The organism is Longimonas haloalkaliphila, from assembly GCF_055379825.1.
In genome coordinates, this window is sequence record NZ_AP043948.1 from 3,426,144 (window position 1) to 3,451,455 (window position 25,312).

Here is a 25,312-nt window from a genome sequence, read left to right on the forward strand (position 1 = left end):
CACCAAGTCCCTTCTCCCCAGGGGAGAAGGACAGGATGAGGGGTATATTTCTACCACTCGTAGCTCCTGCCTCCTTGCAAGTCTGAATCCCCTCACCCTTATTCCCTCTCCCCCGGGGAGGTATCTGTTTAGCGGGCCTCAATGATCGCCCGGGATATCCGCTTCGCTCCTGATCCCGGGCTAAGGAAACCCATAGCCGGGGACCGCTTGCGTCCCCGGCAATCTGTGGGGCGAATGGCACTGCACGTCCCCTGGACGGCACGTCGCTAAACACGTACGAGGAGAGAAGGACAGGATGAGAGGTGTACATCTTCCGTAGCAAGCCTCTGCGCTCTTGCAATTCCGAATTCCCATACCTCTGTTTCCTCCCCCTACAACTGTGGAAGAACGGGTCTGTGGCAGTCAGGATGAGAGGCACGCTCCTACTCGTTCGCAGCTCCTGCTCTTCTTGCAGGCCGAATCCCCTCACCCTTGTTCCCTCTCCCCCGGGGAGAGGGAGACTCAGCTTGGGAGATTCTGTTCTTCTTTTCCTCGTCCAGTAACTCCTCGCAAGAGAGCACCAGAAGCCGAAAACCTCACACTATAAAGTCCCTTCTCCCGACAGCTGTCGGGAGAGAAGGACAGGATGAGGGGTGTACATCTCTCATATAGGCTCCATCCTCCCGAAAACTCGAATTCCCACACCTCTGTCTCCTCACCCACCATCCTCCAGATACCCCTCCAAAAACGACGCCACCCGGCTGCGGTAGCGGTCCCATGTGTAGTGCTGTGCGGCGGCGTGCGCTTCAGAAGCCATGTTGTGCACCTGCTCAGGGTGTGCCACACACCAGGCCATCTGCTCAACCCAGGCTGCCGTGTCTTCGGCGGGTAGTACCCAGCCCGATTCGCCAGGGGTTATCGCCTGTTTCGCTCCCGTTTGCTCACTCAAAAGCACAGGACACCCCGTGGCCAGTGCCTCAACCACGACCATCCCGAACGAGTCGTGGCGCGAAGGGAGGACCAGCGCATCCGCGTGACGAAACCGCTCGGCCAGGTGCTCTTGCGACAGCCGTCCGAGTCGTGAGAGCGATGGCGCATCCTCCCACGGGATCCCCGGGTCTTCACCGCCCGCCACCCACACACGATGCGAAACGCCCTGCCGGTCAAGCTGGGCCGATGCATCAATGAGCGTGTCGATCCCCTTGCGTCGCCCGGCATGTCCGGCAAAGATAAACGTGAAGGGCGTTTCGGGAGCTATACCTTGTGACTCCTCTGCCTGCGCGAACCGTGACAAATCACACCCCACCGGAATTGCCGTCACCTGCTCGGGGGACACCCCGCCTTCAATGTAACTCTGCCGCGCCAGCTCCGAGACCGTGAGCACATGATCGGCTTCAGCGATTTCCTTGCCTTTGTGGGCTGTGATGCGCGCATGAGCGGCATCGGACTCCGGGTAGTTGAAGTGGCGGTCTTGCCACGCATGGTGAAAGCTCGCCGCATCCAGAATGGTGGTCATGCCCCGTTCGTGCGCAGCCCGAAACGTGTGCAGCGCCGCGTTTTCGTAGCAGATAACGGCGTCGGCTTCTACTGTGTCAAGGCGGGACGCGCACCAGCGGTCGAACCAGGCCATGCTCTGATGCACACCCCGCACCGCCCAGGCATGCGGGAGCAACGTCTGCACGACGCGGCGCAGCACAGGCGACACAATGTTGTGTCGCACCCGGTGCTCAGGAAGCGGCAAAAGCGCGTGTTTTTCGAGTCGACGTGCCAGCGGACGCAGGAGCGCCTGCGTGGTGAGTGGGCGGGCAGGCACGCCCGTCCAGTACCCGGCCAGGCGCTGCCGATCATGGAGCGCCAGCGCCAACTGGTGTGAGTGCTGCCGGTTGGGATGGGTAATCAGGATGCGCGAAGCCATCTACGAGGTGGACGCCTGTTGCATAGAACGACGTACTTTCAGACGCACCTCTTGTCGGCTCCACAGCCATACAGCGATTCCGGCACAAAGCCAATAGATCGAACCGCTGATGTGATGAAACACAATCATGCCTGATCCTACACTCAAAAACAACCAACTGAATACGAGGATACCCAGAAGCGTTTCCCACGGAGTTGCAGCGCGGATCATCGCCTGCCAGGCGATCCAGGCCAGATAGGCTTTCAACAGAACGAAAAAGAATGCAGCGACGAATCCAAGCTCAATAATTACACGTCCCAGTTCCCCTTCGTAATGAACCCCCACGTTAACGCGTCCGCCTGGTGCCAGAGCACCTGCTGCCTGGTGAGTCGCTCCGGCTCCGTATCCCAGAATACCGCCAATTTCCAACTTCTGAATAGGATCCATTAGAATAGTCTGGACTCTCGTATCCCGGTCGCTGGCCGTGGCCATACGCTCTTGAAGCGCATCCCACCCCTGGCTTGCCCATGGACTTTCTGAAATCACGAGCGTTCCCACCAGAGCGAGAACTGAAAGTATTGCCACAACAGAGAGTCCCCGGTTTCCTTTGAATATGGCATAGAAAACAAGGGGGAGCGGAACCAGCACCCCTAAAACAACGCCACGGGATCCGTTCATTGGAGCAACAATCAGCGAGAGCGCCAATAATCCGGCTCCCAGATAGGTATAGAGCCGGTGACTGTACCGCAGACCGGCCAGAAGCATTGCTCCGCTTAGCATGAGACTAAACGAAAGGAACGTGGCCATTCCTCCAATATAGCTGAACGTGCCTGCAATGCGGGGACGTCCTGCAACGGAAGCCAGTTGTTGCTCATCGGAGACATACTGGTTGATCCAGGCATCGATGGGCTGGTTATACTGATAGATGCCCAGTATCAGTACGGGTACGATTACGCCAAGCCCAATCCCGAGCATCCAGTGCTCGGGACGCTTTATGCGTTCCAGCAGCATTGGCATGAGAATAAGCAGCGGTGTGTACATGATGTACGCGCGTGCTCCCATTGCGCTACCAGCCAGCGAGGGAAAGTTAGGGTTGAAGATCTGCAAGAGTACCACAAATGCAAATCCCCCCCAGAGCGCCGGAAGGAGTGTATTACGGATCGAACGGGGTAGGCGAAATCTTTGCTGCATCCCAAACAGAATCAGGGCACCCACCAATGCAACATCTTTAGCCAGATATAGCGGGGTCGACAGCCCTGGAAAAAACCACTTTCGCAGGGCTCCCTGCAAAACAATAAGCACCGCAAACAAACCGAGCATCCACACCCACCCAGGAGTTGGTGCGGTTCTTTTTCGATGCAGTGCCGTATCGGGCCGATATGTACGTGCTTGAGGCATAAGTATTATTTGCTGAACTGGTAGCACACAGAGCATGTTGTGCCCTGTGCTGTCGCGTGTATTCCTTGAGCGTCGGGTTGATCCGCTCGTGAAACTTTAGGGCCGTGATCAGAAGACAGGATGAGGGGCACATCTCAAAAGTGTTGCCCTCTTGCAGCCTGGAATCCCCTCACCTCTAACTCCTCTCCCCGGGGGAGAGGAGAACTTTGGTTGAAAGGTTTTGCTCTTTTTCCCTGCCCAGCAAATCCCCGAAAGAGAGCACAAGAAGCCCAAAAAAACCCACACCATAAAGTCCCTTCTCCCCTGGGGAGAAGGACAGGATGAGGGGCATATTCCTGCCGTAAGCCATGCTTTGACGAAAGTCTGAACCCCCTCACCTCTGTCTCCTCTCCCCCAGGGAGAGGAGGACTTTGTTTGTAAGGTTTTGTTTTCCGTTTCTTATCCAGCAACTCCCCGCAAGAGAGCGCAAGAAGCCGAAAACCCACACCACCAAGTCCCTTCTCCTTAGGGGAGAAGGACAGGATGAGGGGAATACGTCTTTCAAGCAGAGCCTCTGCGTTCTTGCAGGCTGGAATCTTCATCACAATGGGCATCGACTACCCAACAAACGCCTCCCCAATACGCGCAACCACTTCATCATAGTGATCTCGCACCATTGCATTCGTAAACCGCAGCACACGGTAGCCCCCGGCCTCCAACATCTGTTGCCGCTCGGAATCATACGTCGCACGATAGGGATCATCGTGAACCGCTCCATCAACTTCAATAATGAGCCGCTCCTGGTGGCAGTAGAAGTCAACGATGAACGGCCCAATAGAGTGTTGCCGCCGAAACTTGCGCCCGTCCACCTGCCGATTTCGCAGTGCGGCCCACAGCTTCTTCTCGGCTCCGGTTTGCTGTTTGCGCAAGTTCCGCCGTCGTTTGCGTGCTTTTTTATTTTTCCCATTCATGGCCATCGTTTCGGTCTGTAGTCTGTGCCACCTCAACAGCACTTTCATGGCAAACGTGCAGCATGATCCTACAAGAGGTCGCTGTCTTGTTCGAAGGTCTCAAACCCCTCACTATCAAGACTCTTCTCCCTCGGTGAAAAGGACAAGATTAGGGGCATATTCCTGCCGGTCGTAAGCCATGCTTTGACGAAAGTCTGAACCCCCTCACCCTTGTTCCCTCTCCCCACGGGAGAGGGAGACTTCAGTTGAAATGTTTTGCTCTTTTTGCCTGCCCAGCAACTCCCCGCAAGAGAGCGCAAGAAGCCGAAAAACCCACACCACCAAGTCCCTTCTCCCGAGGGGAGAAGGACAGGATGAGGGGCATACAACTACCGGTTGCAAGTTATCCTCCAGTGCAAGCCCGAATCCCACCACCTGAAAACATCAACTCCACCTACCCCATCACCCGCCGAAAGACCTCCAGATACTGCTCAGCAATCACATCAATATCAAAACGGGCCAGGTGCTCATCGCGAGACGCTAACAGGTCCTTGCGGGTGGATGCGGCGCGCTCGATACTTTCGGCCAGCGCCGCAGGATTATCGGGCGGAACCAGAATGCCACAGGGACCAACGGCTTCGGAAAGGCCGCCGGTGTCGGAGGCTACGACTGCACACCCGGCGGCGATGGCTTCGAGGGCAACAATCCCGAAGGGCTCGTAACGAGACGGTACGAGCTGGATACTGGCACGCCGGGCGTGTAAGCGCAATTCGTCATGATCAACCCATCCCTCAAACGTCACTCGATCGCCAATGCCAAGTGTCATCGCCAGTTGCTCCAGTTCGCTCCGCTCAGGCCCGTCACCGCAGATTGTCAACGTGTATGATGCATCCAGTTGAGAGAGCGCGTATAGCGCCACATCGGCCCCTTTGACAGAGACCAGACGCCCCACAAACAGCAGGTGATGCGGGTCGCCGGGGGCTTCAGTAGATCTGAAGTACGGCTCGAAGGGGTTGTGGATAACGGTGGTACAACCAGACGGCAGGTCCTGCGCCACGGCACTGCTTACGGCAATGTTCGGACCCAGGTGCGCAGCCCAGCGCTTCAGTTGATTGCGTATGCCTACCGTGTCGCTACCGATCGGCAGCATGTTGTGGTGGATAAAGGCAACAGGCGTCCCTGAAAGCAGTCCAAGTGGGAGCGACTTGAGAGAGATGCCGCTCTGCACGAAAATGTCAGCTTCCTGCAGAAGTTGCCACCATGTAGCCAGCGAGGGCTGCCGCACTACATCAAGCGTGACCAGCGGCTCAGCATTGTCCAACGGTGTCTGTGTAATTACCTTCACAGTATGCATCTGGCTTTGCCATGCTTCAGCCAGTTGGTGCGCGACAGTTTCCATACCGCCGACGGAGGGGTAGAAGGGACGGCTTTCGAGGAGGATGTGCATAGTCATTAGCAGGCTGGTTCATAACCGAAGGCGATCATTTCATTAAGGGCAATGCCCTCAACCCGCGCGACTTCTTTCTCAGACAACTCATCTCGCCACTTTCCTATCGTCTTTGTTGAGATTGGCTCTGAAAGTCGCGTATGTCCTTTTTGGTTTTTAACTTTGGTTTTGCTGTATGTCTTTGGATCTAACTGCCTGTCTTTCTCGCTCTCTATTCCTAAGAAGCTGTTACAAGACCGGAGCTCTTTTTCTGGATTCGTGCAGAATCTCTCGTAGTTTGTAAAATGAAGACGGTCAGAATCCTTGTGTTCTTGTCCTCTCCTTATGCTCTGTCTCCACGTCTCTGCATAAGCACGAAGAGGATCTCCCTTCGGTAAACTGTTCCAGTATGCTGGATTTTGCTTTGCAGAACGGAATCCATCACGGGGGTCTCGTACAACAAACACGATTTTTGACTTAGGAAAATGTTCGAGCAGATACGCAATGTGGAGTGCATGTTCTGGTGTCTTTTCTAAAAAGATAGAGCTTCCTCGCTTCTGTTTGATATACTCCGCGAAGCTGTCGAAGAGTTCTACAGAAGTACGGGCTCTTTTAATAAGCGATTGCATCTTTTCATCCTCGACTTCTGGATGGCGGAAAGCAATATAGTTTCGTCGGAAAAAGAAAAAAGTCTCATCATCAATGCTACAAACGGCAGAATGTGCTCGCAAGACGTTTTTAATAAGTGTAGTGCCGCTTCGAGGAGGGCCAACCACAAAGATATGCCGCTCTTCTGAGATTGAGTCCCGCCACCAGAAAGCGAGGTTGCGAGTTACAGTCAAAGGTTTCTTGAGTCCACTTTTCAAACGCCTCCAAGTAAGACCAGGTCTAATTTTTTCTGGGAGCACGTTAACTTTAGCTGCCATGATTACGAAAAGTGACTGTATGAATAAGCTCATAGATTGTGTTCGCAGCTTTCCACGAGCAGGCGTGAGTTTGGTACCACCTCCAGGCCCTCTGTCCTACATGCCGAAGTAGTATTTCGGACACAGAAGTCGAACCACACTTTATCCGAATGAGATGCTCACCATTTTCTAATACCGCGGTTGAACGCTGGTCTGAAAAAACAAGTGTGGGTACGCCGTGCGCCACGTATCCGCTCCAAATCCCCGATTTGGTCAGGTAATCGACAGGATAGTACAGTAGCCCAGCCCATGCCTCAGACAGCAATTCGCTGATCGATTCGGCGGGCTGAATGCCACGCTCTTCAATGGGTGTCCCGTAGATTGCTGCTGGTGCGGCCCCCGGTGAACCTACATCAACGATCTGTCGGATTCCCAGGTTGCGAATCTCATGCAGGTGCGAAGGCTGTAGGGCATTGTAAAAACGCGTTTTCATCCCTTGCCCTCCAAACACCACCGCATACGGTTGACGGTCCTCCCAGGAGGGCATGTGCTCGGGCTCTCCCACGTTCGAGAACACCGGCTGTATGCGAACGAGCGTTTCTGAAGACATATAATTACGAAGCCAGGTCGCAGACTTCGCTCGATTTGTGACAACGGCATCGCTCAACTGCGCCAGTTGGGCAGCTACATATCGCTGTACGGGTGACAGCCAGAACGCGCTGGTCCAGGGCGGACCGGTGGCGTACAGTTCATGAAACATCGTAATCAACGGTACACCGTTCTCACCACAGGCTTGCTGTAATGCATGCAGCAGCCAGAGCGGGGCACCCCGTGGGGCGTAGCCGTAGCCGGAGTATTCAAGCAGAACTACGGCAGGCCCACTGGCTTCGTTGGTAAGCTGCTGTATGGTTGCGCTTAAGGCCTCAGCCGAGTACGAGCCCCCATGGTCCACGCACCGAAAGTCCACCTCGGGCGGTGTGCCAGACGCTTTTCCTGCCCGGACCAGCACCGGCTCTACGGCCCCATCCGAGACTTCCACCAGCCGCTGCGATAGGATTCCGGTGTAGTCAGCGATCCCGCCTACGGTCGGAGGGAGTTCGGGGGTGATGTGGATGAGGCGGGTTTTCAAAGCGAAGACGTAGCCGTTTTCTTTTTAGCAACGATGTTTTTGTATATGGACTCCAGTTGGTCTACCGCATCATCCCACCGAAGCGATTGCACGCTTTCATATCCGTTTCGGGCGAGGCGGCAGCGCAAGGCTTCATCGGAGGCCAGACGGCTCAGTGCATCGCGCAGATGCGGCGATGTCTTTTCAGGTAAGATGATCGCTTCTTTTTCATGGTTGAGCCCATGCGCAAATCCTACGTTTGTTGCAACTAATGCGGCTCCGCAGGCCATTGCCTCAGCCATCACAAGCCCGAAACTCTCATAGATTGACGGTAGCACGAATATGGCCAAGCCCTCGTACCATGCCGTCAGCTTCTTGCGTTCCAAGAATGGGATGACCTCCATCTGGTCTCGTACATCTGTCGGGAATTGCACGGCAATATCTTCGTTTCCCACGCCGACAACGCTGAACGTCCAGTCCGGGTAACTTCGTAAGAACGAAGCAATGTCCTTCTTCATCATGGCTGTTCCCTTTCGAGCCATCCACGAGCCACAGTACCCGATACGACGATCGCGCGTGAATTGCACATCTCGATCCAAGAACAGATCAGGAAGCGGATTGGGAATTGCGTGGCAGTTTTCTTGTCCAACGTAGCTGCGTTCCTGTAGAAAGGGAAGGTCATAGGAACTCACTGTGACAATCGCATCAGTGGCTTTTAGGCCCCAATCATGCAAATGCGAAAGATCCCACTGAAACCATCTCACGTTCTGAATATCAGATGTGGGAGACTTTCGTTGCACTTCGACTCGGTGCTGCTCGATTCCATTTGAGTGATGGACAATTGGGATTTCAGGGTACACTTTCCGAAGGAGTAGTGCCAGCAACCAACACTCCGCGCCCCACAGTTCAACAAGATCGTAGTTGCGGCACCTCACCCACTGCATGCCATGAACGGCAATCATGAGCGGATACAAATACCGACGCGCTCGTTTTACGTCGTTCCATAACCACTGCTCTGGTCCATAAGCGTCGATCGTATGTCCACGTTTCCGTAGCCCCTCTGTATATCCTGTAATTACATAGCCACTTCCCTGATTTGGGTCGTGCGGTGTGTTCGTAACCACGAGTATATTCATGGGGGTTGTATTGCGAGAGAATGGATTAACTTATGAGAATACCTGTTGCCACTTTCGAGCAGTAGCTTTCGCTGCCTGTCCGACTGATTTGACGAACCGAAATGCTGAAGTACCTGCGATGCGCTGCTTTCGAAGATGGTACAATGTTTTGTCTACTTTGCCTCGCTTGCTGAAGTAGTCTACGTATATGCTTTCAACATCACCTGTATCCATGCTGCGCGCAGGGGCTTGAAGCGGGATGCCTTTCTGGATTCGGTCCACGATTCGCTCCGCCCATGTGTCGTATGTGAATCGGCGGAGTGCTTCTTCTCTTCCGTTCTCGGCTATTTCCCTGCGTTCTCTATTGTTTTTGACATAGTATGTGACTTTTTCTGATAGGTCATCCTTTGAGGTAAAGGTGACAAAGTGCTTGTCTTCCTCAAGATTCAGTTCTGTCAGTTCTGTTGGAGTCGGGGTAAAAAGGAGGGCACCGCCAGCCATTACCTCGAAGCAGCGTAAGTTGGCGTCCTCCAGATGGCTATCCCGGCTAATATTCAAACCGATCTTTGCCTTCCTGTACAGATCGGCCATCTGCGCATAGTTATAGTATTTCTCAACATCGTTTGTCGTCACTCCCAGTTCTTGTACGTGTCTCATGCAAGCACGTCGGTACGAGTAATCTTTTCCGTCCATCCGTCCTACCATTGCAACGTCAATTGTTTTGTCTGGAAGTGGTGTATCATAGAAGTTCTTACGGACAGCATGCGGAAATAACGCTACTTCTGGATGTCCTCTTTTCTCAAAACGATCTGGATATCCGGGATGACAAACTAGCGTCCAGTCAAACAAGAGTGACATCCGAGCTCGGTTAGCAGAGGCTGAGTACGTATCTATATGCAAACACGCCGTTGGACAATCCAAACTGATGAGCCCTTCTGGCAGATAAGAGCGGTGTATATCAGGGTAGAGTATTAGATCAACATCAAGGCTTTCAGTTGCTTTGAGTTTTGAGATTGATGGCTGAAACCTACTTAGGCAATCCACCTCTGCGTAATGTTCTAACGCTTCGACTAAGCCCTTACGCTCACGGCTTAAGTACTCTTGAGTACATAGAAATAGAATCGTTGGCTGATTATCCATAGAGTTAGCCGAACAAGCTGTTTTGAGCAACGAGAGGCCCTATTTCACTCATTTCATGTTCATGAACAGCAATAAAGTTCGAGTACGAAAAGTACTCCCCTATCGAACTCAGGTTGATTTTCATTAGGCAATTAGGCCTAAGCAAGAAAACGTGGAAATCATGAGCTTGCAATGTCATGCATACATTGGTAAGCGTAGCTCCCGCTGTCATCCAGTTTCTTCCGTACTCGAACTGTATACAACCGACTCTTCCACTGGAGAGCACATCAGTAGCACCCTGTAGCACAGCAGATTCATGGCCCTCCACATCGATTTTTAAGAGGTCAATACAATCGATGTCGTATCGTTCAACTTCATTATCAAGCGTAGAGACATTGACGCTTAACGATTCATATCTTCCGCCTGGTATCGGATCGGCTGTAGAAAGCTCCGTAGAGTCCTCACTCAAGAAAAAGGAAAGCTCTCCCGTATCTTTTCCAAGAGCTAATTCGTGAAAGGTAATTTTTTCCTCCGCGGGAACTGAGGCTCTGTACTGTGGAGCAACACGCGGATCTGGTTCATAACTGAATATAGTTACTTCTTCATTAATACGTTTTGCTGCCCTCGTCCAGTCTCCCCGGTTTGCTCCTACATCAAATAGCGTTGCTGGTCCTGAACCGACATACTTCTTCAGAAACCAATGCTCCCCACTTTCTGTCCCCTCGTTTGTTTTCCCAATGTAATTGGCAATGACCGCATCACATTGGTTTCGTACTTTGAGCGCAACCTTGGTTAAAGCCTTGCTCTTTGAGCATGTCTTTTGTAGTTCTCCGAGAAAATTATTAGCGTTCATTATCCTACCTCAGATTTTGGAAAGATATCATTGCCGTATAAAAACCCCAAATCGAAGTCATTCACGGTAGACAGTATATCATCTTGCTGTTTTGCAGTGAGTTTGTTCTTCCATTTCGAAAGTTGATTCCGGTCTTCAAGTACCTCGCCATCTTTCCAGACAGAAGATGAAGGAACACCAATCTGATCGTACATTTCTTCGTTTTCTGGGATATCAAGGTAGGTTGTGATTCTTTTAATTTCTTGTTTGGGATACCTAACGAGATTCTCATAGTACACCGTTAGAAACGAGAGAGTATTACCATACGCTTGGTCATCAAGTAGTATTACATGATCGAGGGCCCAGAGTGCAGCAAGCACCTCGCATCGGGAATTAAGATGAAGGGCAGATCTGAACCTTTCTAAGATTTCTTCAGGGAGTTCCCCTTGTGCAGCTTGATTTGCTCTATCTTTCCCAAAGCGCTTCTCAAGAACTGCTTCGCTGAACCAGTTCATTTTGAGCATAGAGGCTACAACTGCACAGGGATGACGCACAAGTAAGATAATTCCTTTCGTGTCGAAGTTATTAGCAATCCAGGGAAGAAGTCTGTTTGCACGAACAAATTTGATTAGGAGCTTTCTGTTTAAGGCAAACTCAATGGCCCTCCCAAGCAAGTGTGTGTTGGAATTTCCAACGTTCGGGTTCTGGGTGCCTACCCGAAAGCACACGTTCAAAAAAACGCTTCGTCTGTTCCGGTTCCTCTTCTGGAGGAAGATACGTTCTCCATCCAAGACCCGCTTCCTGAACAGCGGGATAGCGCGACGGCTCAATGGCCTCATTCATCACTCTATACCCCTCTGCATGAGACAAGACTTCAAGAAGCCAGGTGGTCCCCGAGCGCGGTGCCCCTGCCAAAATAATAGTGTCTTCTATGTTGCATGAGAGAACACGTGATGAGAGAAATTGCCTTTGAATATTAGATTTCATGCCTTACGTACGCACTTTTTGTTTAACTAACCTAAGTGGATTGATAATACTCTCTACCTGTTCTACGCCGATATATGTATCAAGCATTTTCAACAAGAGGCTACTTCGGTAGGGTCTAAAGGTTGGATCGATACTTTGTAGGATTGACCACATTTCTCTAAAGTCATCGAAAGAAGAAATGGCAATCTTGTGAGCTTCCGTCCACATGCCGCTAAGGACGTCTTGCTTAACCCCTGGACGCATGTTTCCTGTTTCCGACCGTCGGTCGAAAGCTTCTTTCAGAAGGGCGAACTTGTAGCGTATGTTTTTTGTGGACGACACCGCTTTTGCAGTTGTGGTTATTCGCTTTCCATCGTGCGCACGGTGTATCCCCACGCACACCTCACAGCGCACACACGTGGGCGCGTGGACACCAAGATCTAACACATACGCTGTATCTTGATGAAAGGGGACCTCAGTTCGCCATCGCCCAGACACTGCTGTACTCCTCTTGTAGAGAAAGACATGAGGGTACGTCGTGATTCTGCCACGAGCAACAGCTCCCATGAGATCATCAACTGGAGGATGGATTCGACGATCCTGCACGACGCTTTCCCCATCTGTGATGTCGATAGGCCCGTAACAGACGTCGGCTTCTGTCTCTGTTAAAGCATTATACTGTTTCTCCAGGACACTGGGGTACAAATAGTCGTCGCTATCCAGAAATTTAATTGTGGCTCCATCAGCTTGATCTAACCCATTATTACGCGCATGCTGCGCCCCTTTGTGCTCTTGAAAAATAGGCTGAACTCGTGTGTCTCCTTGTTCTCGGAGCCACTCGCAAGTGCCATCCGTGCTTCCATCATCCACAACTACGACCTCAATATCAATGCCGTCGTTTCCGTCAAAGCAGCTGGCTATAGCTGTTTTGAGGAAGTCAAGTCGATTGTACGTGGGGATGATGACGGAAACGTCTGGCATGTTATCTGTTAGCTACTGTCAAAAAACTATTACTGTCAGTTCCAGGCGTGGTCTGGATGTTGCAGTTCTCTGAGCATCTCATATTCAGGGTTGGGATCCTCTTTGTACATGTCAAATCCGTACGAATGTGCTATTTTTAGAATACGGGAGGTTTCTTCATCCGAAAGATGCGACTTCCATTTTGTTAGCTGCTGGTATTTAGAACTCGTATCAACATCTATCGAAGCTGATGAAGAAGCAACGTTCAGACGCTCACGCATCCCGTCTGTAACTTGTACGCCTAATGCATTTGCTATCCGATACAACTCATCTTCTTCACGTGTCACAATTCGCTCGTAAGGAACCAATATCCATGGATATAAGCTTGGTTGCTTATGAAAAAAAGCCATGTGATAGTCCAACCCCCACAAGTGAGCAAGCATTTCATATCGTGAGTCCACCCTGTTTATTGCTGGACCAAAACGTTTGACTACGTCCTCTGGCAGATTACGGCCCAACACCCGGTCAGCGACTGAAGCACCTCTATTTCGCATATGATTCTCGTCCCATCCACCGTGTCGAAGCATGGAACTCACAACAGCACAGGGATGACGAATGAGCAGCACAGTCCCGCGCACTCTAAATGCGTTGCTAATCCACCACATCATACGCAGAGCGCGCGTAAACTTAACCGCAACTCTTCGATTCGCGACAAACTCCCAGGCTCGCTCTATTGGGTTTTCATGCTCAAATCTCCATCTCCAAAAATCATAGATTTCGCCTCGTAATGATTGGCCGACCCATTCGCATACTTCTTGAGGTGCTTTTTCAGCGAATCCAACATGAGTTCGCTTTCTGAGAGGTGTATGCATAAACGGCTCATTAAGGTAGCGGTATCCTTTCAGCTCACGCATCATTTCCCCTATCCACGTTGATCCTGAACGCCCCGTACTTGCAATGATAATGGTTTCATCAAGCGATGTAGGAGCTATAGTGTTCACAGCCATTCTTACGATATGCTGACGCAAGCCTCTGCAGTTAGACGGGAATGATAGTTCGTATTCCATACTTTCCAATAACCTTATGTCCGAATGGCTTGCAATTGCAGGAGTCGATAATAGTGTGGCTCAGCGACCTTGATTAACAAAGTTAGACCGTGGTCTTTATGACGAGACACGCACAAGCGGTATCTCGCCTATCTTCGCTGCCATGCTTGAGAAGGTAGACACCTGAGATCCCAATATTTTTTTAGTACGCGCAAGACCATAAAGGTCAATGATCGCCCCTTGGAGACCGCTTGCACTTTTTCGTGTCAAGGGTACATCGTTTGAAAGGATACGGTCACTGAACTCTTTCTGAAACGATTTTTTCGTCTCTGCAGAGTCAGTTGCCAAGAAAAAAGTCACGTTTGGATTTTTCTTGATCTCCTCTTCCATTACCCGCCGGAACGCATTTTCAGGGCTTTGTTTGATGGCACGGCCATGGTCTCCACGACGGATGTGAACGCCTATTGTGTGGTCGGTGATATCTTTCACGGCGACGTCTACCAACTCTTTCAACTTAGGTTGTAGCGTAAAAAGGGATGCATAGGCGATGTCGGGCTTAATGAACTCATGGTTTGTGACCATGAGAGCCTTTTTTGAGCGCTGTATGGCTGCTATTTTACTTTCAGTGAGCCGACCTTTTGTATCTTCATTTCCGATAATGAGATCAAACTCAAGACGCCGCAGTTGCCGATTTAGCCACCGAATTGGTCGTCGCTGAGCAACAGAGTAGTACGATGCACGGGCTCGCTCGAGTATTGAGCCTTCCCGTTCTGCTCCCATCCACCGGTATGTAGTTAAAGGCATGTCTTCAATGGGCTCAAATAATTCGTCATAACGAGCACCCATCTCCCAATCGACGACCCATACAATTTCTGCACGCTTGCTAAGTTGGGCAGCTATCGTATGAGTCGCTGCGATGACTTGCATTCGGTTACAGAGACCGCCTCGCGGCCGTACGACAATCGTGCCACTTTTTTCTACTCCACTTGCCATTTGGTTTGCATAGCTGATAACTGATCGTAGTCGGGCTCAACCTCTCTTGTATAAAAGTCGAGATGAAAGGCAGATACAATCTCTAAAATGCGATTAACTTGATCGGGGGAAAGCTGTGTCTTCCACTTCGAAAGTTGCCTATACTCATCTGTGACTGATAGATCATTCGATGCATACGCCGACGCTGAATCAAGCTTTTCTTCAAGGGATTCAGGAACTTCGGCATCAAGGTAATCAAATACTCGCTTCATTTCACTGGCGCCGTCGAGAACCAGTCGTTCGTAGGGGACAAGGACCCATGGATACTTTTTCTCACCTGCACAATTTGCATGCTCAATAAGAGGAATAAAATAGTCTAACGCCCAAGTCGTAGCCATAACATCCAACTTAGTCTCGACTTTCTCAAAAACCCCCGAGAATCTATTTTTGATACTTTCTGGAAGTCTACCTCCGAATGCGCTTGATCCTTTAAAGTCAATCTCAAATTTCCCATCACTCCAGCCGCCATGTGTCATCATAGAAGCTATGACCGCACACGGGTGACGTATTAACAACACAATTCCTCGTGGTTGAAACGTCTGATGTAGCCAGTGGAGAAGGCGACCCGCTCGGCAAAATTTGATGACGATCTCTCGGCTTGAAGCATGCTCAATCAGTCGGCCTATTGATGTGGATGATTTGTAGTGCCAAAGCGGTCCATGTGATATTTGCCCTGACAGCACTTGTTCGAAAAACAGTTGTATGTCGGCATGTTCTTCGTTGGGCTGAATGTGCGTTCGCCATTCCAGTCCAAGATCACGAGCCATGGGACTATTGGGAAGTAGCAGTGGCTCATTAAGGAATTTATATCCCGGAAGTGCTTGAAGCAGTTCTGATAACCAAGTCGTTCCTGATCGAGGAGATCCCGCCACAACGATTGCCTTTTCAGGGTCAGCAGGACGGATCCGATTAATGATTCGTATGAGTCCCTTTTTTGTCTTCCCAATCACTCTGGTATTGAATTCTGACTAAGAGATATGATTTTCCATGCTAATTCAGCATGGTATTTTATGATTGCAGATAACCGTAATGCTTTAGAAGGCCTACCACCCTTTCGTCACTCATAAATTTATGAATAACGTCTTTGTGTTCAGGTTTCTTCCACCGCTGCTCTGATCGCTTGGTAACGCTGGATGCCTCCTTGAACCAGGCCCCACTGCTTTGCACTGTGGCTGTATCTGGGTAGGCCTCAAAGGCACGTGAGCAGGGTTCGTCAATAAAGCGGCAGATCTTCTCCAAAGTATCCAGATAGTCATCCACCAAATCCTCATAACGAATGGTCAAGACCTGCTGCCTCCCTTCATGACGACGACCTGCCTCCACGTCCCGGATCCACCGTGAAGGCGGGACCCAATAGCTTGACGGATGCTCAGGATGCCGAGACGTGACTACATCCCGCCCATCTCTTACGAGGTTGATAAAACGAAACCCTTCACCGAAGAAGTTGATCAATTGGTCAACAAAATGGACATTCATGGGCGTTTTCTCGCACCATCGTCCTTCTTCTCCCGAGCAGAACTCCAAACGGTGGAGATGACGGTATAAGAAATCGATATACAGTGGTGGTGACTCTTTGAGTTCTGGGATATCAACAGAAGGTGGAGTTGACCCGCTTTAGTGAACACCGCGCGGCTTTCACGCCGCGACGAGGGATTGAGTTTTGTCGAGGGGCGTGTTTTTGGGGTTGTGATCGTTCTGCGAATGGTACGCTGTTTCGTAGCGGATCGGCGACTGATAGCCGAGGGCCGAGTGTAACCGGCGGGAATTGTACCAGCCTTCGATGAAGTCGAAGACGCTAAGGCGCGCTTCTTTTCGGGTTGGATAGGAGGTCCGTTCGATAAGCTCACATTCGAGCGTAGCAAAGAACGACTCGCACATGGCATTGTCGTAGCAGTCTCCGACCGAGCCCATGGAGGGGCGTACACCGGCGTCTCGACAGCGCTGTGAAGCGCTCCAAAATACTGCGAGCCCTGCTCGGAGTAATGGACCGTTTTTTCTGGCCTGCGTTGCTGAGCCGCCATGTCTAACGCCCGCATCACCAACTCCGTTCGCAATTGATTGGTCATCGATCAGCCTACGCAGAAATCTCTGCGTCACACGGCGACTAAACACGTCGAGGACGCCGGCGAGATAGAGAAAGCCCGCATCGGTTGGCACGTACGTGATATCCGCCACACAAAGCTGGTCGGGCTTCTCGGCGGTAAAGTCGCACTCCACGAGGTCTGGAGCTGGGCGCGCCGATGTGTGCCGGATCGTCGTAGCAGGCTCTCTGCGGCGGCTTACGCCCATGAGGCCCGCTGCTTTCATCAAGCGAGCTACGCGCTTTTTGCCCACGCGGATACCTTTTGATTGCAAAGCGGCGTGGACGCGAGGCGCGCCGTAGGTCCCGCGTGACCGGTCATGAATGTCATGGGTTTTTTCGGTCAACATTGCATCTTTTCGGTCTCGCTTTGAGGGCGGGCGAGTGCGCCATGCGTAGTAGCCACTGGTGGAGACATTCAGAACTCTGCACATAACGCTGATTGGGAATTCGGCTCGGTGCGCTCTTATGAATCGGAAGATTTTGGCGACACATCTCCGGTCTCCCGAGCGAACCAAGCCGTCGCTTTTGCTAAAATATCCCGCTCTTGCTTCATCTGACGGAGCTTCTTGCGCAAGGCGCCGAGCTCCTCACGTTCATCCGTGGAAAGCCGATCGGCGGTTTTGCCATCGTCGCGGTCGGCCTGCTTCATCCAGTTTCGAATGGTCTGTTCAGTGGGCTCGCACTCGTCGGCCAGCTCCGAGGGCGTGCGCCCGTTGCGAGCCAGTTCGACAATCCGGTCTCGAACGTCTTAAGGGTAAGGGCGGCGGGTTCGTGGCATGGGTCATTCCGGTTCGTGAGTAAAGTGAAGGAATGTCCACCAAACCGGGTTAGGTCCACTAAGCCAAAATTGTTCAGCTGCGAGCTAACATGAGCCAAACGTTTTTATACAATGTGTTTTTGACCAATGGGACGGGGCTCACACCGGTATTTCAGAAGGCAATGCGAGTAATCATCGGTAGTGGATAGATGTTAAGTGACAAGGTGATTGCATCTTATTAATTTTGAGGCACTGAACTGACCGAAACACCCGCCTGGAAACTCCACAAAGCCGGTTCGGAAATACGGCTATCCGGTCTTTCCGCAGTGGTTTGCTTAACATGCGATTGCCATGGAGACAGAGGGGGGGCGGAACGCGATGATGTCGCCTATGTGGCAATTGTTTGCCATTGAACTTCTACCTAACCATCCTTTTGCCTGTTACTATGCGTCTTCTATCATCTGTTCATATAACTCGCGGTAGCGCTGGGCTTGGATCTTCAGGGTGTATTTAGTTTCTACCACTTCGCGGCACTGTGTACTCATACGGTTGCAATCAGTGTCATTTGATAGTCCTTCTATGATTACGCTTCGGAACTCCCGTGTGCTTTCCACCTCAGCCAGCCTGTCTCGCCTAGACGTACCATGTTAGGAATTCCCCCTGTGTCAAATCCGACAGCAGGCATGCTACAAACAAACGATCATAGAAAACCTAATTATATAGATTGTCTATTTTTATATCTTCATAACTACCTTGTAAATCGGGCGAATCAAAGCCTTCAACAAAAAAACTAACATTTTACTAAACTGACCAAATCTCATATACCTATCCAACACCATGACCATAATATGGAAATATTTCTTGCAATGTCCATTATCTAAATGAATCATCATTATATTCGATAATTTTCTTATATACTTTATGTTGTATTTTTTTGATACATCTAAATTCCTGTTTCTAAAATAGGTGCTTAGTTCTTTATTGGTTTGGCCCAGTGTTCTATTTTTTTCCAGACTGGAACGCAATTTCCATATACTTCTATCATGGACGCGATAAGCTGTAGGCTTCACTTCATCTTGATATGCGCCTGCACCAGATTCACCTAACAAAGCAACAGTTAGAACATCTTCATGTAGGCATGCTACCGCTATATCGGGAATCTCCTCAAATACATTTAGCAGAAAGTAAGTTGACGGCAAAATGTATCTCCATCCCATTAGATCTTCTTTTGAAAAGTTGTTCTTGTTTTTTTTAGGTAATTTTGAATCGGCAGTAACTCTGCTATTACTATTGATCTCACAGAAGTCATGAAAACTGAGTGCATACTTAGGATTTGCTTTCAAGAATGTGTACTGCTTCTGCAGCTTTAGGAAATCTCTCCAGTAATCATCGCCTGATAGAATCGCAATATAGTCACCTCGCGCACTGAGTGTATTATACCAGTATTGGAAGAGATGCGTAGGCCCGCCGTGCAGGTGAATGTTGTTTTCGCGGTGGTGGAGTTGCAGGCGAATCAGGTCGGGGTGCTGCTCGGCGTATTCAATGCAGATCTCACGCGTACCGTCGGAGGAGTCGTCGTCGCCTAAGACGATCTCCATGGGGAAGTCTACGTCCTGCATGAGGACGCTCTCAATCGCTTCCCGTATGTAATCGGCATGGTTGTAGGTCAGGAGGTGAACCGAAACTACGGGGTCAGGGACTGCCTCGCGTACGTTGTTTGGATACTCCTCAACGGGCACCTTCTCATAGCGCTCTTTGAATGTCTCAAAGTCCATCATTTCTACTTCTTCAGGCATACAGGGAGGTAGGATTACTTATCAAAAGGATAACTATCTGCTGCTTCAATACTCTGCCTACTTCCTCCACACGGGGTCACAGTGACCAAGAGTCAAAAGATTTGCCCGTTAAGGCTCTGAGCTTTTCTACGTCCTCTTGCAGATAGCTCTTAACCTTATTGAGGGTTTCTCTTCTTGGTTGTGGCTTCTTAGCATCTTCCCAAACACGCTGCTTAATGTATTCGATAGCTGATTGGGGCATTATGCTCTTTCCAACATCTTTTACAGTTTGTCCGAATGATGATTTGATTAGAAAATCACCAACACCTGTTAAACGAGCCTTATCTGACGTCTTGTGGTACTCCTGATCAAGTGCGTTGCTTTCTAGGTCTGGACTGACACCGATAAATTCAAATATTTCTGACATCACTTTGGAACGCTCACTCCGGAGCCGTTCAGACTCCACAACGAGGATTCTATCGATCGGATAGTAGTCGAAATACTGTAAGAGTTGAAAATGGTATCGGCTCGTGTTGACCTGCCAACTGTTTTCAGGTGGGTTCAAAGTTTTGTCAATTGAAGCATTAGCCACCTCATTTCGGTTTACCCAATTGTGCAAATAGTGTGATACGGCTCGATCAATAGGATCCCGCACCAAGTAGATCAACTTTATGTCTGGAAGCAGTTCATACATCCGCCTTGGTACGCCGTCAATCCCCGGATATTGGCTATATTGAGGACTTGTTTCTCCGTAGATTCTAGGCAGTGTTTGAAAACTCGAGTTTTCGAAAGCAGCGTCGGGTGAACGCCAGTTTGACCATGGCCAAGTAGCACCGAGCATACTTCTCATAGCGGGTGGCGAGCCGGCGACACTCTTTGAGCCAGCCGATCAGTCGCTCAATCACGTTTCGCTTTGCGTACATCCCCTTGTCAAATACCGGAGGTCGTCCCTTTCGGCGCCGCTTGCGCCCTCTTCCGGGGCGCCGTTCCGGGATCATCGCTTGGATCCCACGCCGCCGCAGATAGTGCCGGATGTGCTGGGCATCGTATCCCCGGTCGGCAACCAGCATGTCGGGACGTGTGCGCGGGCGGCCCGGCTGGCGACGCGGAATGCGTACCGTGTTCATCAGCGGCTTCAGATGAGGCCCGTCGTGGCGCTGGCCCGCAGAGAGACAGGCAGTTAGCGGCACCCCGCCTGAGTCACACACAAGGTGGATTTTGGTGGTCAAACCGCCTCGCGAGCGTCCAAGGGCCTCGCACGAGCCCCTTTTTTCTTGGGCGCTCCCGCAGCAGCTCGGCTGGCTCGAACGGAGGTCGAGTCAACCATCCAAGTCGCGTAGTCGATCAATCCGTGTTCGTCGAGTTCAATCTGCAGCCGGTCAAGGATCCGGTCGAACAAGCCAATCGCTTCCCACCGACGAAAGCGCGAATAAACCGTCTGCCACTTGCCGTACCGCTCGGGCAGGTCGCGCCACGCCGCCCCGGAGCAAAGAATCCACAGAATGCCATTGAACAGCCTACGATCGTCGAGGCGAGGCCGCCCCATGGTCTGCTCGGGAAACAGATCCTCGATCAGGTCCCACTGTGTGTCGGTGAGTTCGTAGCGGCGCATCGGAAAACAGAAGTTGGTGATCAGAAACTGGTACGGCAGTCGTTAAGATACCCAATCCAAGACTTTTCAAACAGAGCCTAGCTTCATTTCCGAAACACCCCTGATACCAATCTAAACTTTTTGTATTACGTGTACCAAAGAAATTGGTCTCCTTCGGTGAAGACATGCAAATGTCTGGATGTGCATCAAGGTATCTATGAAGACTTACAGTTCCGCTCTTCATAGCTCCAATGCATATAAAATTAGGGAGTCGACTTGTATTCATCTGCTTATTTCTGCGGTCAATAATTGTAGCTAACTGATGCTTGAACTATTTCGGAGGAAAAATTTAATAAAGTATCTCAAGTGCAAGTTGAATTTTAGATTATCTTTCTGAGTTTACATACAGAACCCGAAAGCGATTCGATTATCTCCCACCACCCCGTGTGGCTGATTTTTGATAACAGCGAGTTCTGTATATGCACCGACCAACTCAGAATTGAGCTAATTCTCAGAAGTCCAGCATTTCTACTTCTGACGACATACGTACAAGCGGTTTACTCTGCAGCAGGATAGCTATTGACGGCCTCGATGACCTCACTCACTTCAGCATCCGTGAGATGCGGTCCCATAGGTAAGCTGAACACCTCTTCATGAATCTGCTCGGTGATTGGAAGGTCCTTCTCCTTCCAGTCTGCATAAGCCTCCTGATGATGTGGAGGAATCGGGTAATGAATAAGGGTCTGAACGCCTTGCTCATCAAGATACGCCCGAAGCTCATCCCGTTCTGGATGACGCGACACAAAGAGGTGCCATACGTGGGAATCCAGATCAGTTACCGGTGTGGTAGATGGGTCAGCAGTAACGGGGCCATCGGCGAATGTACTGAAGTCATATACCGTCGGGAGGGTCACATCAGGATGCTCAATCCCGCTCAGGTACTGTTGCGCAATCTCGCGACGGCGCTGGTTCTCCTCGGGGAGATGCTGCAATCGTACACGGAGGAAGGCAGCCTGCATCTCATCAAGACGCGTGTTGTAGCCCTGATACTTGTTTTCGTACTTCACCTCCGACCCATAGTTGGCCAGTGTGCGGCATGTCTCGGCCAGCTCGTCATCATCTGTGGTAATTGCCCCCGCATCCCCCAGTGCCCCCAGGTTCTTCCCCGGATAGAAACTGAACCCGGCGGCATCTCCCAGTACTCCTGTGCGGGCTTCCTGAAAGTACGCCCCGTGCGACTGCGCAGCGTCCTCGATCAGCTTGAGGTCGTGGGTCTCGCACAGTTCGCCGATCTGGTCTGTGTAGGCGTTCTGCCCGTACAGATGGACGATCATCACCGCACGCGTTCGATCCGTGATCTTGGCCTCGATACGAGACGGATCGATGTTGTAGGATGCCGGATCCGGCTCCACAAGAACAGGCGTTAGATCATTGTCTGTAATCGCCAGAATCGATGCAATATACGTATTGGCCGGTACGATTACCTCGTCACCCTCTTCCATCAGGCCAAGCTCTTTGTAGGCGCGAAGAATGACCCGCAGGGCATCCAGTCCGTTTCCAACACCAATGACCTGAGACGCGCCTACGAACTGCGCGAACTCATCCTCAAATGCGCCCACCTCGCTGCCAAGCAGATACCACCCCGATTCGATCACGCGGCGGGCGGCCTTGTGAAGTTCAGTTCTGTATGTGGCGTTAATCGCCTCCAGGTTGAGAAAGTCGATCATTTCAGTGGAGTGTTATGTATTGATCGCTGCATTATGCCATGTGATGGTTCAACCCGACAGTTCATTCTCGTAAAGTCCCGTAAAGTGGATAGCGCCAGCATAATGGAATTTAAAGCGTTATCTTTTAACTGACTCTACCACACTGCAGAACTGATTCCATTGCTCTTCTTTTGAGCATTGGTCTTTCATTTTGGAATGTGCTCTATGTGCCATTTCTCCTTGCTTCTCTGGATGAGAAAGCGCATATCCTATTTTCTTTGTCATCTCTTCCTTGTTTTTGTACGTCAGCACGTCTTCTTGGGTGTCGATAAAGTTAGGATATATTCCATCTTGCCCAACCAGCAGTGCTCCCATTCCGATTCCTTCATACGTTCTCATATTATCCTTAAACAGCCCATTGTAGTCTGTAAAAGCATTTACTACAACTTTCGACTTGCCTATAGTCCGGTATAGGTTTTCACCGTAGATTGGACCCCTTGCATACTCTCTTACGGCATTGGGAACTTGATCAACCCACCTTGTAAGTCGTCGTAAGCCCCTCACATTGAAAAGGGGCTTTTTGCCAGGAACCCCCTGCAGGTGAACGTGCACATTGTAATCTGCACCTTTCTGCCACTCCAGTAACTGTTCAATGATCTCGTTGCGCTCGGAGAAAAAGGTATTTGTGTACTGGCCATAGAACAGAACATCAATATCCCTGTCTCGCTGCGGTTGCTCATACTTCTTCCAAGAAGGAACGTAGGCTGGCGTTAGTAAGCTCGCCTGCATATTTTTGCTTCTCCAGTACTTCACGTACGGCTCAAAGAGCGTGACGCGTGCGTCATATTCGTTGTGGTGCCATGGATATTCTTTAATGACTGCGTCCCAACAAACCTTGATGAGGTCATCACCTAAACACTCAACGAAGTTATCGTCATACCGTGGAGAGTGGTTGTAAAATACGTCTGGAGAAAACGCTTCTATTTGAGCTTTCTTGATTGCGCGCAAGTCTTTTGTCTCTAACCCGTTCTCTTCAGCCCACTTATACTGTAAGCGTTTGTAGTCCCATAGCGTAAAAAACACTTCGTCGTGCCTACCTTCTAACGCGGGCTTGAGTACGTATGTGGATGCATATCCATCCGCAATGATCAAATCACGCAGTTCCGCAAAACTGAGATCCCGTGATGGTATGTTGTTTCGTTCCTCAAATGCGGGGATATGTGGACCATACTTGTGTATGCACTGATAAACCTTCATCAACAAATGGCCTTAATGTAAAGAGTTAGAGACTGTAAACGCCTGGTTGGTAGAGCGATAAAAGGTAATCATACCTCGGCAGGACGAGGCTCTACCCCCTTTATATTAAACCGATTACCTTCGTTGTCCTCCAGATCCAACGATAGGACTTTGCCTTGCCTGGTTACATATCCTCTGTGAACCGCTGGATTCCCATACCAGAGCGTGAAGGGAGGGATGTTCTTTGTTACCACACTTCCAGCACCCACCATGGCGTATCGTCCAATTGTAACTCCTCCGAGGATAGTTGCATTCGCTCCAATACTGGCACCCCGTTCGACCTTCACTTCTTCGAATTTCTCAGGGTAGTTGCCCGAACGAGGGTTTGCATCATTTGTGAAGGTCACATTCGGACCAACAAAGACGTTATGCTCCAAAGTTACCCCATCCCATATCTGCACTCCACTCTTCACGGTCACATTGTCACCTATCACGACGTCGTTTTCAATAAAAACGTGGCAATTGATATTGCAACAGGCTCCAATCTGTGCGCCAGGCAAAACTACGCAGAACTGCCAGATGGTTGTGCCTTCCCCAATATCTGCAGATTGCACATCTGCCGTTTCGTGAATCATAGAGATGATGCGTAAGCTTGGAATGTGTCGTAATTACGAATATAGTCATTCTCGTCGTATTTATGGGAAGCAAGCACAAGGCAGACGGCCCCAGAAGAGAAGTTCACTAACTCACGCCATATCCCAGGCACAATAAGCAAGCCGTAATTAGGCCGATTTAGCGTTACCGATTTTCGATTTCTTCCGTCGTCTATGACTACATCAAACGATCCACTCCCAGCCACGATAAGCTGCCTTAATTCCTTGTGCGCATGGCCACCACGAGACTCCCCTCCGGGTACATCGTACAGATAGTAAACACGCTGTACTGCAAAAGGAACTTCTTCTCCGTTGTTAATCGCGACGATATTACCCGTCTTATCATGGACCTTGGGCAACTGGACCGACGGACAATCAAATACAGTCGTTTCTCTCATGCTAATGCTAATTGCTTCTTGTACACGTCCCAATCGCGTATGTAATCATCTTCCTTGTATGTGGAATCTGAAACATGCACTGAGAAAGCATTTGTAGAAAAGTTCTCCATGTGGCGCCAAGTCAATTCAGGAAGATACAGGCCATAGTATGAGCGGTTCATTTGAAATGAATTGGTGGACCCATCTGCGTTTCTCACAACGACATCAAAGCTCCCGCTGAGTGCGATGACAAATTCTTTCTGTGTGTAATAAGCATGTCCACCTCGCGTCTCTCCGCCAGGAACATCATACGTCCAGAACACACGCTCTATCGGAAAGGGCAGATGATCAGGATGCTGAAGAAACGTGAGGTTACCTCGAGGATCTTTGATTTTGGGAAGTTCAATGATACGTGGTTTCATCTC

Annotated in this window: 23 protein-coding genes and 2 pseudogenes; all 25 read right to left on the bottom strand. The window is 50.4% G+C overall.

Annotation, left to right across the window (positions count from 1 at the left end; all coding sequences use genetic code 11):
• Positions 1-694: 694 nt before the first annotated feature.
• The 25 genes and pseudogenes from ACZ48V_RS13390 to ACZ48V_RS13510 all read right to left on the bottom strand — a co-directional run bounded on the left by ACZ48V_RS13390 (position 695) and on the right by ACZ48V_RS13510 (position 25,309).
• Complete coding sequence (locus ACZ48V_RS13390; RefSeq protein ID WP_464539898.1) at positions 695-1,894, bottom strand: glycosyltransferase family 4 protein; 1,200 nt, start codon at positions 1,892-1,894, stop codon at positions 695-697.
• Positions 1,895-3,193, bottom strand: coding sequence for a hypothetical protein (locus tag ACZ48V_RS13395; protein WP_464539900.1), 1,299 nt, complete (start codon positions 3,191-3,193; stop codon positions 1,895-1,897).
• Positions 3,194-3,867: 674 nt separating this feature from the next.
• Positions 3,868-4,227, bottom strand: a complete 360-nt coding sequence (locus ACZ48V_RS13400; RefSeq protein ID WP_464543137.1) for an endonuclease domain-containing protein — start codon at positions 4,225-4,227, stop codon at positions 3,868-3,870.
• A gap of 427 nt (positions 4,228-4,654) precedes the next feature.
• Positions 4,655-5,647, bottom strand: a complete 993-nt coding sequence (locus ACZ48V_RS13405) for a glycosyltransferase family 4 protein (protein ID WP_464539901.1) — start codon at positions 5,645-5,647, stop codon at positions 4,655-4,657.
• A gap of 5 nt (positions 5,648-5,652) precedes the next feature.
• On the bottom strand, positions 5,653-6,552 hold the full coding sequence (locus ACZ48V_RS13410; protein ID WP_464539903.1) for a sulfotransferase family protein: 900 nt from the start codon (positions 6,550-6,552) through the stop codon (positions 5,653-5,655).
• Positions 6,542-7,660 (bottom strand): glycosyltransferase family protein, encoded by a 1,119-nt coding sequence (locus ACZ48V_RS13415; protein ID WP_464539904.1) that lies wholly within the window; start codon positions 7,658-7,660, stop codon positions 6,542-6,544. Before ACZ48V_RS13415 ends, ACZ48V_RS13410 begins: the two co-directional genes overlap by 11 nt.
• Positions 7,657-8,601 carry a glycosyltransferase family 4 protein gene (locus ACZ48V_RS13420; protein WP_464539905.1) on the bottom strand — a complete coding sequence of 315 codons (945 nt, stop codon included), beginning with the start codon at positions 8,599-8,601 and terminating at the stop codon, positions 7,657-7,659. The genes ACZ48V_RS13415 and ACZ48V_RS13420 overlap by 4 nt, the downstream gene beginning before the upstream one ends.
• 204 nt (positions 8,602-8,805) lie before the next feature.
• Complete coding sequence (locus tag ACZ48V_RS13425) at positions 8,806-9,894, bottom strand: glycosyltransferase family protein (protein WP_464539906.1); 1,089 nt, start codon at positions 9,892-9,894, stop codon at positions 8,806-8,808.
• A 4-nt stretch (positions 9,895-9,898) separates the two neighbouring features.
• The gene (locus ACZ48V_RS13430) at positions 9,899-10,726 is read right to left on the bottom strand and encodes an FkbM family methyltransferase (RefSeq protein WP_464539908.1); all 828 of its coding nucleotides are present in this window, start codon (positions 10,724-10,726) and stop codon (positions 9,899-9,901) included.
• The gene (locus tag ACZ48V_RS13435; protein ID WP_464539910.1) at positions 10,726-11,544 is read right to left on the bottom strand and encodes a sulfotransferase domain-containing protein; all 819 of its coding nucleotides are present in this window, start codon (positions 11,542-11,544) and stop codon (positions 10,726-10,728) included. The genes ACZ48V_RS13430 and ACZ48V_RS13435 overlap by 1 nt, the downstream gene beginning before the upstream one ends.
• A 151-nt stretch (positions 11,545-11,695) precedes the next feature.
• Entirely contained in the window at positions 11,696-12,652 is a 957-nt protein-coding gene (locus tag ACZ48V_RS13440; RefSeq protein WP_464539912.1) for a glycosyltransferase family 2 protein, read from the bottom strand.
• Positions 12,653-12,687: 35 nt separating this feature from the next.
• Positions 12,688-13,698, bottom strand: a complete 1,011-nt coding sequence (locus ACZ48V_RS13445) for a hypothetical protein (RefSeq protein ID WP_464539914.1) — start codon at positions 13,696-13,698, stop codon at positions 12,688-12,690.
• 96 nt (positions 13,699-13,794) lie between these two features.
• The gene (locus tag ACZ48V_RS13450) at positions 13,795-14,604 is read right to left on the bottom strand and encodes an O-fucosyltransferase family protein (protein ID WP_464539915.1); all 810 of its coding nucleotides are present in this window, start codon (positions 14,602-14,604) and stop codon (positions 13,795-13,797) included.
• A gap of 50 nt (positions 14,605-14,654) precedes the next feature.
• Positions 14,655-15,659 carry a sulfotransferase gene (locus ACZ48V_RS13455; RefSeq protein ID WP_464539917.1) on the bottom strand — a complete coding sequence of 335 codons (1,005 nt, stop codon included), beginning with the start codon at positions 15,657-15,659 and terminating at the stop codon, positions 14,655-14,657.
• Positions 15,660-15,717: 58 nt separating this feature from the next.
• Positions 15,718-16,233: a sulfotransferase family protein gene (locus tag ACZ48V_RS13460; protein WP_464539918.1), complete on the bottom strand. Its 516-nt coding sequence runs from the start codon at positions 16,231-16,233 to the stop codon at positions 15,718-15,720.
• A 111-nt stretch (positions 16,234-16,344) separates the two neighbouring features.
• Positions 16,345-17,313, bottom strand: a pseudogene (locus tag ACZ48V_RS13465) (IS3 family transposase); the annotation flags it as partial.
• On the bottom strand, positions 17,256-17,525 hold the full coding sequence (locus tag ACZ48V_RS13470; protein WP_464543139.1) for a transposase: 270 nt from the start codon (positions 17,523-17,525) through the stop codon (positions 17,256-17,258). The gene ACZ48V_RS13470 and the pseudogene ACZ48V_RS13465, both read right to left, overlap by 58 nt.
• A 758-nt stretch (positions 17,526-18,283) precedes the next feature.
• Positions 18,284-19,345 carry a glycosyltransferase family 2 protein gene (locus ACZ48V_RS13475; protein ID WP_464539920.1) on the bottom strand — a complete coding sequence of 354 codons (1,062 nt, stop codon included), beginning with the start codon at positions 19,343-19,345 and terminating at the stop codon, positions 18,284-18,286.
• 76 nt (positions 19,346-19,421) lie between these two features.
• Positions 19,422-20,174 carry a sulfotransferase domain-containing protein gene (locus ACZ48V_RS13480; protein WP_464539922.1) on the bottom strand — a complete coding sequence of 251 codons (753 nt, stop codon included), beginning with the start codon at positions 20,172-20,174 and terminating at the stop codon, positions 19,422-19,424.
• A pseudogene (locus tag ACZ48V_RS13485) lies at positions 20,083-20,936 on the bottom strand (IS5 family transposase). The gene ACZ48V_RS13480 and the pseudogene ACZ48V_RS13485 overlap by 92 nt, the downstream one beginning before the upstream one ends.
• Before the next feature lie 536 nt (positions 20,937-21,472).
• Positions 21,473-22,642 (bottom strand): DegT/DnrJ/EryC1/StrS family aminotransferase, encoded by a 1,170-nt coding sequence (locus ACZ48V_RS13490; protein WP_464539923.1) that lies wholly within the window; start codon positions 22,640-22,642, stop codon positions 21,473-21,475.
• A 117-nt stretch (positions 22,643-22,759) separates the two neighbouring features.
• Positions 22,760-23,878, bottom strand: coding sequence for a glycosyltransferase family protein (locus ACZ48V_RS13495; RefSeq protein WP_464539925.1), 1,119 nt, complete (start codon positions 23,876-23,878; stop codon positions 22,760-22,762).
• A gap of 68 nt (positions 23,879-23,946) precedes the next feature.
• Positions 23,947-24,492, bottom strand: coding sequence for an acyltransferase (locus ACZ48V_RS13500; RefSeq protein WP_464539927.1), 546 nt, complete (start codon positions 24,490-24,492; stop codon positions 23,947-23,949).
• Positions 24,489-24,908 carry a sugar 3,4-ketoisomerase gene (locus tag ACZ48V_RS13505; protein WP_464539929.1) on the bottom strand — a complete coding sequence of 140 codons (420 nt, stop codon included), beginning with the start codon at positions 24,906-24,908 and terminating at the stop codon, positions 24,489-24,491. Before ACZ48V_RS13505 ends, ACZ48V_RS13500 begins: the two co-directional genes overlap by 4 nt.
• Complete coding sequence (locus ACZ48V_RS13510; RefSeq protein WP_464539931.1) at positions 24,905-25,309, bottom strand: sugar 3,4-ketoisomerase; 405 nt, start codon at positions 25,307-25,309, stop codon at positions 24,905-24,907. Before ACZ48V_RS13510 ends, ACZ48V_RS13505 begins: the two co-directional genes overlap by 4 nt.
• Positions 25,310-25,312: the final 3 nt, after the last annotated feature.